We start from the raw sequence: 14,045 nt of genomic DNA on the forward strand, positions 1-14,045 counted from the left end.
CAATCATGTTGATTACGCATAGTTCATGCCGTAGAATGGATTCCATTTACCGTTATTGGAGGAAACCTACGTGACCGACCTGCTGCTGATAACCGATGTACCGCGCCTCAGAAAGGTCTTCAACCGACTCGCGGACGACAAGGGCATCACGCTGCGTACGGCATCCAGCCTTGAAAAAGGGGTCGAGGAGCTGATCGCCAGGAAACCGGCCATGGTCTTTGTCCAGACCCATCTCTCCGGGCTTTCCGCCGACATCCTGCTGATGCACCTCAAAAAACAGCTCGGCAGGAAGCGCAGCCGCTTCGTGCTGCTCGGCACCCCCACCCAGGTCAGCGCCGAAACCATCAAGCTCTACCAGGGGCATATCGATACCTCGCTGGGCGAAAAGGCGCTGTTGGACGCTATCCGAAACATGGTCGCCACCCCCGCCCGGAAAGGCCAAAGCGGCCTGGAAGCCGCCCTGGCGGTGGAGGACATGGTTTCGACCACGACCGCGGCACGACCGGCGCCCCCCCCGGAACCGGCAGCCGCGGAACCGGAACGGGAAGCGACCGTTGCGCCGGTCACCCGGGACATCCTGGCCCTCACCGTCCCCCCGACCGCCCCACCTGAACCGTCCCTGGAGGATCAGGGCATCACCTATGCCCCCCGTTCACGGGTCACGGTCTACTCGGAGTTTACCAGTTCCTTCGACAGCGCCGTGGAGAGCATGCAGGAACAGGAGCCGCCTGCGGAACCGGTGCGGCAGCATTTCTCCGGGTGGGATGTGGAACAGCTGGAGACCATCGAACCGAAAAAGACGCTCTCCAAGCGCTCCTCCTTCCTGCTCTGGCTGGCTCCGGTGCTGATTGCCGCCGTGGTCGTCACGGTGATCCAGAACCGCAAGCCGGAGGGGCGGAAGCCGGTCGCGATCATCACCGAACCGCCGCTGCAGCAGGCGAAGCCGGCCCCCCAACCGGCCGTCCCTGCACAGCCCCCGGTTGCCGCCGTACAGAAGCCGGCCGCCGCTCCCGTCCCCCGGGTTGCCGCCGCGCCCCCCACGGCGGATGGCGGGGCCACGCCTCAATTGAGCGACAAGGCCATCCTGTCCGACATCGCCGGGAACCGCGGTTCCAAGGAGCAGCCCACCCCGTCCCGGGCGGGTGTGCGCCCCAGCAAGTTGCCGGACTTCATCCCCCGCTACGGCGCGGACAAGAGCTACGGTGCCGCCAATCCGGGCTGGGAACGCTACAAAGGACAGGTTACCGAGTTCAAGGTGTTCCGGGAAAAGGAGACCATCAAGGCCATTCAGGTGATCGACCGGGGTGGGCAGGGGGTCCCCGAATCGTTCATGAGGGGGGTGCTCCACCAGGTGGTTAAGAAACCGGCCTTTGTCCTCGAAGCGACCGAGAAAAAGGATGGCTACGAGATCCAGCGCGGCCGCATAGCCGACAATCTCAAGGTGGTCTATTACCGGGACGAGCGCGGGGGCCGCTTGCGCGCCTTCGTCATGACGTGGCAGTAGTATAAGGTCTGGATTAGTACATTGGGCTGGGATCAAAAAAACCGCCGCCGGCAAGGGAGCCGACGGCGGTTTTGTATTGTTCCATGAGTGACACTGCTACTGGCTGGAGAGCTTCAGATAACACTCCGCCTTGTACAGGCTGGCATCGGCCGCCAAGGGTGAGCCGGGGTTCTTTGCCAGGAAACGGTCGAACAGTTCCAGGGCTCCGCGGAAGTCATCCTGGCGGTAGGCCTTGACCGCTTGGGCGAACAGCTTCTGACCGGCGTCCTCGCCCGTTGCCGCCGGGACAGATGCCGGGACGCTCTTGGTAACCCGCTCCTCGCCCACCGGCTGTTTGGCCTTCTGCCGCCCTTCCACACCACGATTGCGCGCCTCGGGCGCGGCCTTTTTCCGCAGCTCCGCCTTCTTCTCCCGACCGCTGTCCAACTGTTTCAGATCGCTGGGGGAAAGATCCATGGAGCGGTCGCCAGGGGCCTTGCCGGTTGCCGACTGCTGTTTGCGCTTGGCAGGCACTGCGGCGGACGGAGGCTGAACAGCGCGAGACGCCTTTTTGCGTCCGGCATGCCGGACGCTCTTTTTCCGGGCCGCGGGGGTCGGCTGTGCCTCGGAAGGCTCTGCCGCGGCCGCCTGCCCCGCGCTCACCGGGACCCTGAGGGTCGAACCGGCGTAGATGAGGTTCGGGTTTTTCACATCGTTGAAGAGCAGTATCTGGGGATAGTAGGAACCATGGCCGCTGAACCTGCGGGAAATGCCGGAGAGCGTATCCCCCTTCTCCACCGGCACCTCACGGACCAGGATGCCGTCCTTGCCCTGCCCCTGTTCTTCCGGGCCAACCGGCTTGGGCGTATAGAGATACTGCTGTTCACCCCACGCCGGTACGACGGCAAGCGAAAAAATCAGCGCTGCTGCGGCAGTTCCCCATGGGCGTCGCGCCATATTCAGTACCTGTTCCCCAGTTGATCTTCATAGGTCATGATGTTCTTGACCTGGATATTCGTGCCGACCCCGATGCCGTGCTTGACCCTGAACGAGACCTTGATGGCCTTCTTCTCTCCGGCGCCCAGTTCCTTGAACTTCCAGAGGATATTCCCGTTGGCGGCGGCACTGTTGGCGGGATCGGCGCCGACCAGTTCAAGCTGCTCGGGCCAACTGCTCTGGAGTTCCACGATCCGGGCCAGGTTGGAGCCGCTATTGGTGACCATCAGGTCGAAGGACGCCACCTCTCCCGGTTTGAGCCGGCCGTCCCGGGCTGCGATGGCCAGTTTCAGCACCGGACGCGAGTAGAACAGGCGGGCGGAGGCCACGGCCGGGCGGGCCGCATCCCCTTCAGGGGTGAAGGTGAGCTGCACGCTGTCTTCCGTCCCGTCGCCAACGCTCCGCGGGGTCTTGACCTCCACGATGATGGCGGCCTCTTCCTTGGGCGCCAGCGGGCCGATCTCGGTGATGGCCGGCTCGTTCGCCTGATGGATGCCGTCGCGGTTGATGTCGTGGTAGATGACCATGTCCGGGGCCGTCTTCAAGTTCGAGGCGATCCGGTATTTCTCGCTCACGTTGCCGGTATTGGCCACCACGAACGGAATGGTCATGGTCTGGCCCGGGATGACCACCTGCCGCTCGGAAGCGGTGTGGACCCTGATGCCGTGCTGCGGATCGACGGAGGCCAGATTGGAGACGAACACCGCCGTGCTCTGGAGCGGGTTGTTCACCAGCTCGGCACGGGTGATCAATTCCTGACCGGCCAGGGAATCGTCCTTCAAACGGAAGGCGACGCTGAACTCCCTGCTTTCCCCGGACTTGATCTGCAGCCCGTCGGTGACCATCACGGACTTCATCCCCTGTTTGAATCCGGTGGCGGAATAATCGAGCGGCTCAAGCTGCGGGGGATAATTCAGGTTGAGGGTGACGTCCCTGGCGGCCATGGTCCCGATGTTGAGGACGACGATGCGGTAGACGACCTGTCCGCCCGGCAGGAGGTGCGTTTTGTCGGCCTTCAGCACGGCCCGCAGAAGCGGGGCCGAGGCGGTCATGGCGACCTCGCGCGACTGGCTCGCCTCGGCCATGAGGGTAGAGGCGGCCTTGACGGGATGCGTGATCTTCAAGCCGTCGATGCTGGCGGCGGGAATCTCGAAACTCACCACACCCCGGAATACCTCGCCCGGAGCCAGTCTCGGCGTTTCCCTGATCCCCTTTTCGGGTGCGCCGGCGGCGGCGAACTCGGCCTTGAATTCAGCCGGGAAGGCCGATTCCAGCACAAAGGAATCGCTGCCGTTGCCCCGGTTGATGACCTCGAACGGTATGCCGGCCCGGTGAGCTACCTCGTATGCCTTGGGCTGGGCCAAGAGATTGAATTCGAAACCGACGTACTGCCCCACTTCAAATTTCAGGACCTGCGCGTTTTCCTGGCGCTCAACCGCAGCGGCCTGGGGCGGCAGGGCGACCGCGACCCCCAATGCCTTCAGCTTGGCGGCGGCCGTGACGGCCGCGCTGCTGCCGGGATAGGTTTCGATGATTGATTTGTACTGGGCTATGGCCTTTTCACGCAGCAGCGCCTTTTCGGCACGTGTCTTCTCCTCTGCCTGGCGGGCCTGGGTTTGGCGCTGCTCTTCAGCTCTGGCTGCCGCCTGCTGCTGAGCCGCACCCGCCTCGGCAGCGGCCCGCTCTTCCCCAGCCTTCTTCGCCGCCAACAGTTCACGCTCGGCCTGTACCGCCACCTGATGCTGCTGGGCAGCCTGTTCGGCTGTTTTGCTCTCTTCCTCGGCCTTGAGAATCGCTTGGCGTTTCTGCTCGGCCTTTTCACGGGCAAGGCGCATGATTTCAGCCTGTTCGGCTACCTGTTTTTCCTGGACAGCCTGTGCCTGAACATTCTTTTCCTGCGCCAGTTTTTCCTCTTCGGCCTTTTCGATCGCCATGCGTTCCTGGTCGGCCTTCTGCTTCGCAAGGCGTTCCATTCCGGCCTGCTGTTTGGCAAGCTGCTCCTTGGCGGCCTGTTCCTGGGCCAAACGTTCCTGCTCAGCCTTCTCGGCTACCAGGCGTTCCTGTTCGACCTTCAGCTTGGCGAGACGTTCCTGTTCAGCCTGCTGCTTGGCAAGCTCGGCCTTGGCGGCCTGTTCCTTCGCCAGCCGTTCCTGTTCCGCCTTCTCGGCGGTCAGGCGTTCCTGCTCGGCCTTCAGCTTGGCGAGACGTTCCTGTTCAGCCTGCTGTTTGGCAAGCTCGGCCTTGGCAGCCTGTTCCTTCGCCAGCCGTTCCTGCTCCGCCTTCTCGGCGGCCTGGCGTTCCTGGTCGGCCTTCAGCTTGGCGAGACGTTCCTGTTCAGCCTGCTGCCTGGCAAGCTCGGCCTTGGCGGCCTGTTCTTTCGCCAGCCGTTCCTGCTCAGCCTTCTCGGCGGCCTGGCGTTCCTGATCCGCCTGCTGTTTGGCGAGACGTTCCTTTTCCGTCTGCTGTTTGGCAAGCTCGGCCTTGGCGGCCTGCTCTTTCGCCTGCTGCTCCTGCTCGGCCTGCTGTCGGACCGGCGGGGCAACTACCGGCTTCACCTGCGGTGCCTGGGCCTGTTTTGCAGGCGCCTCGCCGGCCGTTATCGTTTCCCCCCTGTCATAGCGGGCCGTCAAGGCGAGGAGTTCATCCTCCACGGTCGCCCTCAGGGGATTGTCGGGATATTCCTTGGCGAACCGGGACATGTTGCGGGCGGCGTCCTGAAGATTGCCGTTTTTGTAGTAGGAGCGGGAGAGCCAGAATATGGCCATGTCACGCAGGGGAGAGTCGGGGTACTTTTGCAGTACCTCGTTCATCCTCTTGATGGCGGCGGGATAGTTTTTCTGCTGATAGGCGTTGAAGCCCGCCATGAAGATCTGGGAGTCTTCAGTTTCCTGACAGAATCCGGGAGGGACAATGAGCGTTGAAATTATTGCCACTACGAGGAAAAGCCGAAACAGAATATTGCGGCAAAATTTCATTGAAATCACGGCAAGTAACCTCTTCTTGGCCAGGACGCGGCGCTAAGGCGCACGGAGAGCTGCGAAATGTCAGGTAAAATGCCTTTTAGATAGCATCTCTCCGTGGCCTTGTCAACGAAAGAAAAGGTTATTTCCATGTGTTAGACGGCCCCGAGCGGGAAAGCCGGGCACGTTTCGACGATCACCGGACATGATCCTCCGGATAGGCGCCGATACTGTGGATGGACAGGTCGGCTCCGGCATACTCCTGTTCCTGGCTGAGGCGGATACCCACGGTCTTGCCGAGGATGCCGTAGACCACAAAGCCGCTGACCAGGGCGAAGACGATGGCCGAAAGGCTGCCGGCAATCTGGGAGACAAAGGTCACCCCACCCATGCCGCCCAAGGCCTTTTGCCCGAAGATGCCGGCGGCGATGCCGCCCCACGAGCCGATCACGCCGTGCAGCGGCCAGACCCCCAGGACGTCGTCGATCTTCAGCACCTCCTGCTCACAGTGAAAACCGTACACAAAGATGACCGATGCGACACATCCCACCACAAAGGCAGCCAGGGGGTGCATGATGTCGCTGCCGGCACAGACGGCGATCAGGCCGGCCAGGGCGCCGTTGTGCACAAAACCGGGGTCGTTCTTGCCCGCCACCAGGGCCGCCAGCACGCCGCCCACCATGGCCATCAGGGAATTGACCGCCACCAGGCCGGAGATCTTCTCCAGGTTGCCGGCGCTCATGACGTTGAAGCCGAACCACCCCACCGCCAGTATCCAGGAGCCCAGTGCCAGAAAGGGAATATTGCTGATGGGCAGCGGATGGGACTTGCCCTGGATATAGCGCCCCATGCGCGGTCCGAGGACGAGTACGGCCGGCAGGGCGATCCAGCCCCCGATGGAGTGCACCACCACCGATCCGGCGTAATCATGGAACTCGGCACCGCCGATGCCCTTAAAAATCCCTTGCAGCAGGGAACTGTTTTTGCCCCAGATGAGCGATTCGAACAGCGGGTAGGAAAGCCCGGCGAAGACCGCGCCGGCGAAGACCTGGGGCCAGAACTTGGCCCGTTCGGCAATGCCGCCGGAGATGATGGCCGGGATGCAGGCGGCGAAACAGAGCAGGAAGAAGTAATGCACCAGGTCATACCCCTGGGTCTTGCCCAGCAACTCTTCGGCCGGCTTCAGAAAGGAGATGCCGTAGGCGACCGGAAAACCGACCACGAAATAGACGATCGTGGAAACCGACCAGTCGGTGAGAATCTTGACAAAGGCGTTGACCTGGTTCTTTTTGCGCACCGAGCCCACCTCAAGGAAAGCAAACCCGGCATGCATGGCAAAGACCATCACCGCCCCCAACATCAGAAAAAGCACATCTCCGCTACTCTTCAAGCCAGTCACCGTTGACATGGTCTCCATGCTCGACTACCCCCATTGGTATTCGTGAAATATGCCCGCCGTTGGGCAAACTGTGTGGCGCATGCAAAATAGCGTCCATGTCGTTTTACATCGTAACATACCGTAATAATTAAATTCATACACACACGCACCTCAGCTTAATGCCTATTTAATAGGCTTATGCATAATATTTATGCAACCATCAGCCAAACGATGGGCTTTTCATTCCGGGCATAAGCCGGTACTATTGCGGCATGAGCCTTGAGGACAAAATACGGCAGCTGCCCACCTCGCCCGGCGTGTACCTGATGCGCGACGGGAAGGGCGTGATCATCTACGTGGGCAAGGCCCGCAACCTGCGCCAGCGGGTACGCACCTATTTCGGCGCAACCGGCGACGGCCGCTACCACGTCAGGTTTCTGGTGGCCAAGGTGGCCGACATCGAGGTGATGCTCACCGACACCGAAAAAGAGGCGCTGCTCCTGGAGAACACCCTCATCAAGCAGCACCACCCCCGCTACAACCTGGACCTGAAGGACGACAAGACCTACTTCTCCCTGCGCCTCGACCCGCGGGAGGAATTCCCCCGCTTCAGTATCGTGCGCAAGGTGCCCCGCGACGGCGCCCGCTATTTCGGCCCCTATGCATCGGCCTCGGCGGCGCGGGAGGTGCTGCGCCAGATCACCCGCATGTTTCCGCTGCGCCATTACCCGCTCAAGACCTGCATGGCCCGCAAGCGCCCCTGCCTCTATCATCAGATCGGCCAGTGCAGCGCCCCCTGCCACGGCCTGATCTCCGTGGCCGACTATGCCGCCCTCGTGGAGGGTGCCGCCCTGTTCCTGGAGGGGAAGGGCAAACAGCTGGTGGCGGAATTCAAGCGGCGCATGGCCGAGGCGGCCGAGGCGCTGCGTTACGAGGAGGCGGCCCGCTGGCGCAACCTGCTCCGCTCCATCGAGGTCACGGTGGAAAAACAGAAGGTGGTCGTACGGGGGGGCGGGGACAGCGACGTTGTGGGGTATTTCCGCGACGGGACCCGACTGGAGGTGGCGCTCCTGTTCATCCGGGGCGGGCTGCTGAGCGGCAGCCGCCTGTTCAGCCTGACCTGGGAGTTGGACGATGCCGAGGGGCTATCGTCGTTCCTGCACCAGTTCTATGGCGGCGAGACGTTCATCCCCGAAGAGATTCTGCTGCCGCTGGCGATCGAGGAGGCCGGGACGCTCGCCGAACTGCTGGGCGAGACCAAGGGGAAAAAGGTCGCCATCGCCCATCCCCAGCGGGGCCTCAAACGGGAGTTGGTGGAACTGGCCGGCAAGAATGCCGCGGCCGCCCTGCGCGAACGGGACGAGGCCGCCGCGTCGGCCGAGGCGGTGCTGGAGGAGTTGCGGCAACGCTTGCACCTGGCGCGCCTCCCCCACCGGATCGAGTGTTACGACATCTCCACCATCCAGGGACGCCACTCCGTGGGGAGCGGCGTCGCCTTCACCGACGCCAGGCCGGACAAGGCCCATTACCGCCGCTACCGCATCCGCGACGTGCAGGGGCAGGACGATTTCGCCATGCTGGCCGAGGTCTTTTCCCGCCGGTTCCGCGAGGAGAAGGTGGCGGAGGCGGGGCTCCCGGACCTGGTGGTGGTCGACGGCGGCATCGGCCAATTGAACGCGGCCCAGGAGATCGTCGCCGGCCTGGGGCTGACCGGGCGCTTCGACCTGGTATCCCTGGCCAAGAGCCGCACGGCCCGGGACGCGGCATCGGCCACCATCGAGAAGAGCGACGAGCGGGTCTTCCTGCCGGGACGCAAGAACCCGGTGGTGCTGCGCCAGAACTCGGCCCCGCTGCTGCTCCTGGCGGCCATCCGCGACGAGGCCCACCGCTTTGCCATCGGCTACCACCGCACCCTGCGCGGCAAGGAGGGGCTCGCCTCGGGCGTCGAACAGATCCCCGGCATCGGCGCCAAGCGGCGCACCGCCCTGCTCAGGCACTTCGGCAGCCTGCAACGGCTGAAGGAGGCAAGCGTGGCGGAGATCGCCGCGGTGGCGGGGATGAACCCCACCATCGCCGCAACGGTCTTTGCGGGGCTGCACGGGGAGGAGGCCGCCCATGACTGACACGCCCCCCTTCAACCTCCTCACCATCCTCGGCCCCACCGCCTCGGGCAAAACCCGCCTGGCCGTGGCCCTGGCCGGGGAGATGAACGGCGAGATCATCTCGGCCGATTCGCGCCAGGTGTTCCGCGGCATGGATATCGGCTCCGGCAAGGACCTGCACGAGTACGGCGCGATCCCCTTTCACCTGATCGACATCCTGGACGCCGGAGAGGAGTTCAGCGTCTTCGCCTTCCAGCGCCTCTTTATCGAGGCGTTCGAGTCGATCGCGGCCCGCGGCCGCCTGCCGCTTCTGTGCGGCGGCACCGGCATGTACCTGGACGCGGCCCTGCGTGGCTACCGCCTGGTGGAAGTGCCCGAGGACCCGGCCCTGCGGGCGGAGCTGGCCCTACGGAGCGACGTCGAACTGGCGGCCATGCTGCGGGGACTGCGGCCGGAGCAGCACAACAGCACCGACCTGGCGGACCGACAGCGCACCATCCGCGCCATCGAGATCGCCCGCCACGAACAGGGGAGGCGCACGGCGCCCGAGCCGTTCCCCGCCATTCGCCCCCTGGTGATCGGCATCCGCTGGGAGCGGGCCGAACTGCGGCGCAGGATTACGGAGCGCCTGCGACAGAGGCTGGGCAGCGGCATGATCGAGGAGGTGCAACGACTCCACGATGGCGGCATTCCCTGGGAGCGGTTGGATTACTATGGCCTGGAGTACCGTTACGTGGGAATGCTGCTACGGGGGGAACTGACGCGGAACGACCTGTTCCAAAAACTGAACAGCGCCATCCACGACTTTGCCAAGCGCCAGGAAACCTGGTTCCGCAGGATGGAGAAAAACGGGGTGGCCATCCATTGGGTGGACGGGGCGGGGGACCCGCTGGCCGAGGCGCGGCGGATCGTCGGGGAGAGGCGTGAATAGTGAATAAAAACACGGACCTTCACCATTCACTATTCACGATTCACAAAAAGAAAAGGCCCTTCAAGCGAAGGGCCTTTTCCGATCGGCTTCAGGAAAAAACGGGATTACACCAGTTCGAATGCGTTGAAGAAGTAGGGAATCTCGAAGGCGGCCGTTTCGGGAGCATCGGAACCGTGGGCCGAGTTTTCCTCGATGTTGATGGCGAAGTCCTTGCGGATGGTGCCCGCCTCGGCGTTGGCCGGATTGGTGGCGCCCATCAGGGTACGCCAGTCGGCGATGGCGTTGTCCTTCTCCAGGCAGAGCACGATCACCGGGCTGCGGGACATGAAAGCGCACAGGTCGTTGAAGAAAGGGCGCTCCTTGTGCACGTAGTAGAAACCTTCGGCCTGCTCCCTGGTCATCTTGATCTTCTTCATGCCGCGAATGGCGAAGCCGTTGGCCTCGATCCTGTCCAGAATCTTTCCGGCCAGCTTGCGCTCGACGGCGTCCGGCTTGATGATGGCGAATGTACGTTCCATTGTTTCCTCCAATAGTCTCAAAATGTGATCGAATTACATAGCATCGCCATGGTCCACTTGTCAAGTTTATTTAACCGGTTAGGCCCTCCTCGCCCGCCCTCCCCTTGCGCTTTTCGGCGGCAATGTTTATGATGATGGGACAGATCTGTTCTGCTTATTTTGCACGTTGCGAGGTACTCTGATGAATATGCTGAAGACGACACTGCTCATGGGGCTTTTGACCGTCCTCCTGGTGACCATCGGGGCCGCCATTGGTGGCAGGGGGGGCATGACCATGGCCTTTCTGCTGGCCGCCGGCATGAACTTCTTCTCCTACTGGTTCTCGGACAAGGTGGTCCTCTCCATGTACGGCGCCCGCCAGATCGAGGAGGCGGACGACCCGCGCTTTTACGGGATCGTGCGCCGCCTGGCCCAGCGGGCCAACCTGCCCATGCCCAAGGTGTACCTGATCGACTCCGACACCCCCAACGCCTTTGCCACCGGCCGCAACCCGGAGCACGCCGCCGTGGCCGCCACCACCGGGATCATGCGCATCCTGGGGGACGATGAACTGGCCGGGGTCATGGCCCATGAGCTGGCCCACGTCAAGAACAGGGACATTCTCATCTCGACCATTGCCGCCACCTTTGCCGGGGCGATCACCTATCTGGCCCACATGGCCCAATGGGCCGCCATCTTCGGCGGCGGCCGGCGCGACGACGACGAGGGGGGTGGCGGCGTCTTCGGCATGATCCTCATGGCCATCCTGGCCCCCATCGCCGCCATGCTGGTGCAGATGGCCATCTCCCGGTCGCGGGAATTCGGCGCCGACGCCGGCGGGGCCAGCATCTCCGGCAATCCGCTCTCCCTGGCCAACGCCCTGCAAAAACTGGAGATGGCCAACCAGCGCATCCCCATGGAGGCCAATGCAGCCACGGCCCACATGTTCATCGTCAACCCCCTGACCGGCGACGGCCTGATGACCCTCTTCTCCACCCATCCCCCCATCCCTGAGCGGGTGGCGCGCCTGCAGGACATGTCGCGGACGCACAGCTATTGAGCGCCCTGGCCCCCAGCACCGCCAACCCCCGTCAAGCCGCCTGCCGGGTCCTGCTCCGCATCGCCAAGGAGGGGGGCTTCGCCGACCGGCTCATCGACCACGAACTGGAGAAGGGACACCTGACCGGCCCGGACCGGGGGCTGTTCCCGGAACTGGTCTTCGGCGTGCTCCGCCGCCGGGGCAGCCTCGACCACATCCTGGCGCAACTCGTGGAGAAACCGCTCGATACGCTGCAGCCCCAGGTTGTGGCGATCCTGCGCCTGGGACTGTACCAGCTGGCCTACCTGGACCGGATTCCCGAATCCGCCGCCGTCAACGAGTCGGTCAACCTGGCCAGGGAGATGGTGCCCCGCGCCGGCGGCCTGATTAACGCCGTGCTGCGCACTTACCTGCGCCGCAAGGACGGCCTCACCTTTCCCGATCCCGCCGCCAACCCGGCCGCGGCCCTGGCCGCCCGCCACTCCCAGCCGGAATGGCTCGTAGCCCAGTGGCTCGGCCAGCTCGATCGCCCGGGAGCAGAGGCCCTGGCCGAGGCGTCGTCCCGGCAACCGCCCCTGACCCTACGCACCAACACCCTGCGGACGACGCGGGACGAATTGCTGCGCCTTTTCACCGAGGACGGCGTGTCCGCGGTTCGCTGCGCCCACTCCCCCCACGGCATCCAGGTGGAGGGGCGGCACCAGATCCCCACCCTGCCCGGCTACCGGGAGGGCCTGTTCTGTGTGCAGGACGAGGCATCCCAGATGGTCGCCCTGCTCCTGGCACCGCAGCCGGGGGAGCGGGTGCTGGACTGCTGCGCCGCACCGGGCGGCAAGGCGACCCACCTGGCGCAGTTGATGGCAAACCGCGGCGAACTGCTGGCCACGGACATCTCCCGCGCCAAGCTTCCGGTGATCCGGGAGGCGGCCCAGCGGCTCGGCATCGACTGCCTCGCCGTCGCCACCGTTGACCTGCACCGCCCCGAGACCTTTCCCGCCGGGACCTTCGACCGGGTTCTCCTGGACGCCCCCTGCTCCGGCCTGGGGGTCATCCGCCGCAATCCCGAGGCAAAGTGGCGGCTCACGCCGGACGATATCCTGCGCCTGGCCGCGGCCCAGAAGGCCATGTGCGCCAATGCCGCGACCATGGTGAAAAGCGGCGGCATTCTCGTCTATTCCACCTGTTCCACCTCCCGGGAGGAGAACGAGCAGGTGGTGCAGGATTTCCTTTCGCGCCACCCCGATTATGTGCTAGAAGACCTGAACGGACTTTTCCCGGACAATCGGGAGCTGTTCACGGCCGAAGGGATGTTCCGCGCCTGGCCCCACCGCCACAACATGGACGGCTTCTTCGCGGCGCGGCTGCGCAAGTTATAACCATTGAAATGCAATCTGCCACGGCAAAATTTTTCCGAGGTCTCAAACACATGAAAAAAATCGCCCCTTCGATCCTCTCGGCCGACTTCTCCCGTCTCGGCGATGAAATCCGCGCCGTGGAAGCCGCCGGCGCCGATTACATCCATATCGACGTCATGGACGGTCACTTTGTCCCCAACATCACCATCGGCCCGTTGATCGTGGAGGCGGCCCGCCGGGTGACCAGCCTGCCGCTGGACGTGCACCTGATGATCGAAAACCCCGACCGCTACATCCCGGACTTTGCCGCCGCCGGCGCCGACATCATCGTGGTGCACGCCGAGGCGGTCCACCACCTGCACCGCACCGTGCAGTTGATCCGGTCCCTGGGCAAGAGGGCCGGTGTATCCCTCAACCCGGCGACACCCCTCAACGCCCTGGAGTTCGTGCTTGGCGACCTGGACCTGGTGTTGCTGATGACCGTCAACCCCGGCTTCGGCGGCCAGAGCTTCATCGAGGCGTGTCTGCCCAAGATTCAGGCCCTGCGCGCCATGCTCGACCGGCGCGGCGGCGAGGCGGAACTCGAGGTGGACGGCGGCGTCAAGACCGCCAATATCGCCCGCATCGCCCATGCCGGGGCGGATGTCTTCGTGGCAGGCAGCGCCGTGTTCGGCAGCCCGGACTACGCCGCCACCATCGCCGAGATGAAGCGCCTGGCCAGGGAGACGCTGCTCTGAACCTGCCGGAGCGCGTTCGCGCAGCCCTGGCGGCTCGCAGCCGCAGGACCATGGAGGCGGGGCCGGTACCCGCCGCGGTGCTGCTGCCGCTCTTCCTGCGCAACAACGACTACCACCTGCTCTTCACCAAACGGACCGGCCATCTGTTGCACCACGGCGGGGAGATCTCCTTTCCCGGCGGCGCCCTCAACCCGGAGGAGGAGCCGGAGCAGGGCGCCCTGCGCGAGACCTGGGAGGAGGTCGGCATCCATCCCTCCCACGTGGAGATCCTGGGGGCCTTGGACGATTTTTACTCCATCCACCACTATCTGGTTACCCCTCTCGTGGGGGTCATCCCGGGAGACTACCCCTACGCCGTCAATCCGGACGAGATCGACCGCCTCATCGAAGCGCCGATCGCCCATTTCCTCGACCCTACGGTCCTGCGCATGGAGCCGCGCCAGTGGCAGGGGGAGTCCCTCATGCTGCGCCACTACGACTTTCGCGGGGACGACATCTGGGGCTTGACCGCGGCCATTCTGGCCCAGTTTTTAGAAATTGTGTTTGATGGTAAATTGGAGTAAATAT

11 protein-coding genes are annotated in these 14,045 nt (G+C 63.9%); 7 read left to right on the forward strand and 4 right to left on the reverse strand.

The annotated features are described in order from the left end of the window. Nucleotides 1-70: 70 nt before the first annotated feature. Entirely contained in the window at nucleotides 71-1,504 is a 1,434-nt protein-coding gene (locus F6V30_RS01635; protein WP_151154780.1) for a hypothetical protein, read from the forward strand. Nucleotides 1,505-1,600: 96 nt separating this feature from the next. Here the strand turns inward: F6V30_RS01635 and F6V30_RS01640 are convergent, their stop codons facing one another. The 3 genes from F6V30_RS01640 to F6V30_RS01650 all read right to left on the reverse strand — a co-directional run bounded on the left by F6V30_RS01640 (nucleotide 1,601) and on the right by F6V30_RS01650 (nucleotide 6,856). Continuing rightward, nucleotides 1,601-2,440 carry a LysM peptidoglycan-binding domain-containing protein gene (locus F6V30_RS01640; protein WP_151154781.1) on the reverse strand — a complete coding sequence of 280 codons (840 nt, stop codon included), beginning with the start codon at nucleotides 2,438-2,440 and terminating at the stop codon, nucleotides 1,601-1,603. Nucleotides 2,441-2,442: 2 nt separating this feature from the next. Then, nucleotides 2,443-5,343: a tetratricopeptide repeat protein gene (locus F6V30_RS01645; RefSeq protein WP_246163127.1), complete on the reverse strand. Its 2,901-nt coding sequence runs from the start codon at nucleotides 5,341-5,343 to the stop codon at nucleotides 2,443-2,445. 292 nt (nucleotides 5,344-5,635) lie between these two features. After that, nucleotides 5,636-6,856, reverse strand: a complete 1,221-nt coding sequence (locus F6V30_RS01650) for an ammonium transporter (protein ID WP_151154783.1) — start codon at nucleotides 6,854-6,856, stop codon at nucleotides 5,636-5,638. 233 nt (nucleotides 6,857-7,089) lie between these two features. Here F6V30_RS01650 and uvrC point away from each other — a divergent pair, with 233 nt between their 5' ends. Next, nucleotides 7,090-8,940, forward strand: a complete 1,851-nt coding sequence (uvrC, locus tag F6V30_RS01655; RefSeq protein ID WP_151154784.1) for an excinuclease ABC subunit UvrC — start codon at nucleotides 7,090-7,092, stop codon at nucleotides 8,938-8,940. Next, the gene (gene miaA, locus F6V30_RS01660) at nucleotides 8,933-9,850 is read left to right on the forward strand and encodes a tRNA (adenosine(37)-N6)-dimethylallyltransferase MiaA (protein ID WP_151154785.1); all 918 of its coding nucleotides are present in this window, start codon (nucleotides 8,933-8,935) and stop codon (nucleotides 9,848-9,850) included. Before uvrC ends, miaA begins: the two co-directional genes overlap by 8 nt. A 104-nt stretch (nucleotides 9,851-9,954) precedes the next feature. Here miaA and ndk read toward each other — a convergent pair whose 3' ends face one another. Beyond that, a complete protein-coding gene (gene ndk / locus F6V30_RS01665; protein WP_149307196.1) occupies nucleotides 9,955-10,368 on the reverse strand; it encodes a nucleoside-diphosphate kinase in 414 nt (137 codons plus the stop codon). A gap of 181 nt (nucleotides 10,369-10,549) precedes the next feature. Here ndk and htpX point away from each other — a divergent pair, with 181 nt between their 5' ends. The 4 genes from htpX to F6V30_RS01685 are packed head-to-tail and all read left to right on the forward strand — an operon-like array spanning nucleotide 10,550 to nucleotide 14,041. Then, entirely contained in the window at nucleotides 10,550-11,407 is an 858-nt protein-coding gene (htpX, locus tag F6V30_RS01670; RefSeq protein ID WP_151154786.1) for a zinc metalloprotease HtpX, read from the forward strand. Beyond that, a complete protein-coding gene (gene rsmB / locus F6V30_RS01675; protein ID WP_338042754.1) occupies nucleotides 11,404-12,762 on the forward strand; it encodes a 16S rRNA (cytosine(967)-C(5))-methyltransferase RsmB in 1,359 nt (452 codons plus the stop codon). Before htpX ends, rsmB begins: the two co-directional genes overlap by 4 nt. A 50-nt stretch (nucleotides 12,763-12,812) precedes the next feature. Beyond that, nucleotides 12,813-13,478 (forward strand): ribulose-phosphate 3-epimerase, encoded by a 666-nt coding sequence (gene rpe, locus F6V30_RS01680; protein ID WP_151154787.1) that lies wholly within the window; start codon nucleotides 12,813-12,815, stop codon nucleotides 13,476-13,478. Nucleotides 13,479-13,528: 50 nt separating this feature from the next. Further along, nucleotides 13,529-14,041, forward strand: a complete 513-nt coding sequence (locus F6V30_RS01685; protein WP_151154788.1) for an NUDIX hydrolase — start codon at nucleotides 13,529-13,531, stop codon at nucleotides 14,039-14,041. Nucleotides 14,042-14,045: the final 4 nt, after the last annotated feature.

Source organism: Oryzomonas sagensis, assembly GCF_008802355.1.
GTDB lineage: Bacteria > Desulfobacterota > Desulfuromonadia > Geobacterales > Pseudopelobacteraceae > Oryzomonas > Oryzomonas sagensis.

What these genes read in the sequence shown, in the direction of transcription:
- F6V30_RS01685 (WP_151154788.1), top strand. Translation starts at nt 13,529, where the DNA reads ATGGAGGCGGGGCCGGTACCCGCCGCGGTGCTGCTGCCGCTCTTCCTG.
- htpX (WP_151154786.1), top strand. Translation starts at nt 10,550, where the DNA reads ATGAATATGCTGAAGACGACACTGCTCATGGGGCTTTTGACCGTCCTC.
- F6V30_RS01640 (WP_151154781.1), bottom strand. Translation starts at nt 2,440, where the DNA reads ATGGCGCGACGCCCATGGGGAACTGCCGCAGCAGCGCTGATTTTTTCG.
- uvrC (WP_151154784.1), top strand. Translation starts at nt 7,090, where the DNA reads ATGAGCCTTGAGGACAAAATACGGCAGCTGCCCACCTCGCCCGGCGTG.
- rpe (WP_151154787.1), top strand. Translation starts at nt 12,813, where the DNA reads ATGAAAAAAATCGCCCCTTCGATCCTCTCGGCCGACTTCTCCCGTCTC.
- F6V30_RS01645 (WP_246163127.1), bottom strand. Translation starts at nt 5,343, where the DNA reads ATGGCGGGCTTCAACGCCTATCAGCAGAAAAACTATCCCGCCGCCATC.
- miaA (WP_151154785.1), top strand. Translation starts at nt 8,933, where the DNA reads ATGACTGACACGCCCCCCTTCAACCTCCTCACCATCCTCGGCCCCACC.
- ndk (WP_149307196.1), bottom strand. Translation starts at nt 10,368, where the DNA reads ATGGAACGTACATTCGCCATCATCAAGCCGGACGCCGTCGAGCGCAAG.
- F6V30_RS01650 (WP_151154783.1), bottom strand. Translation starts at nt 6,856, where the DNA reads ATGGAGACCATGTCAACGGTGACTGGCTTGAAGAGTAGCGGAGATGTG.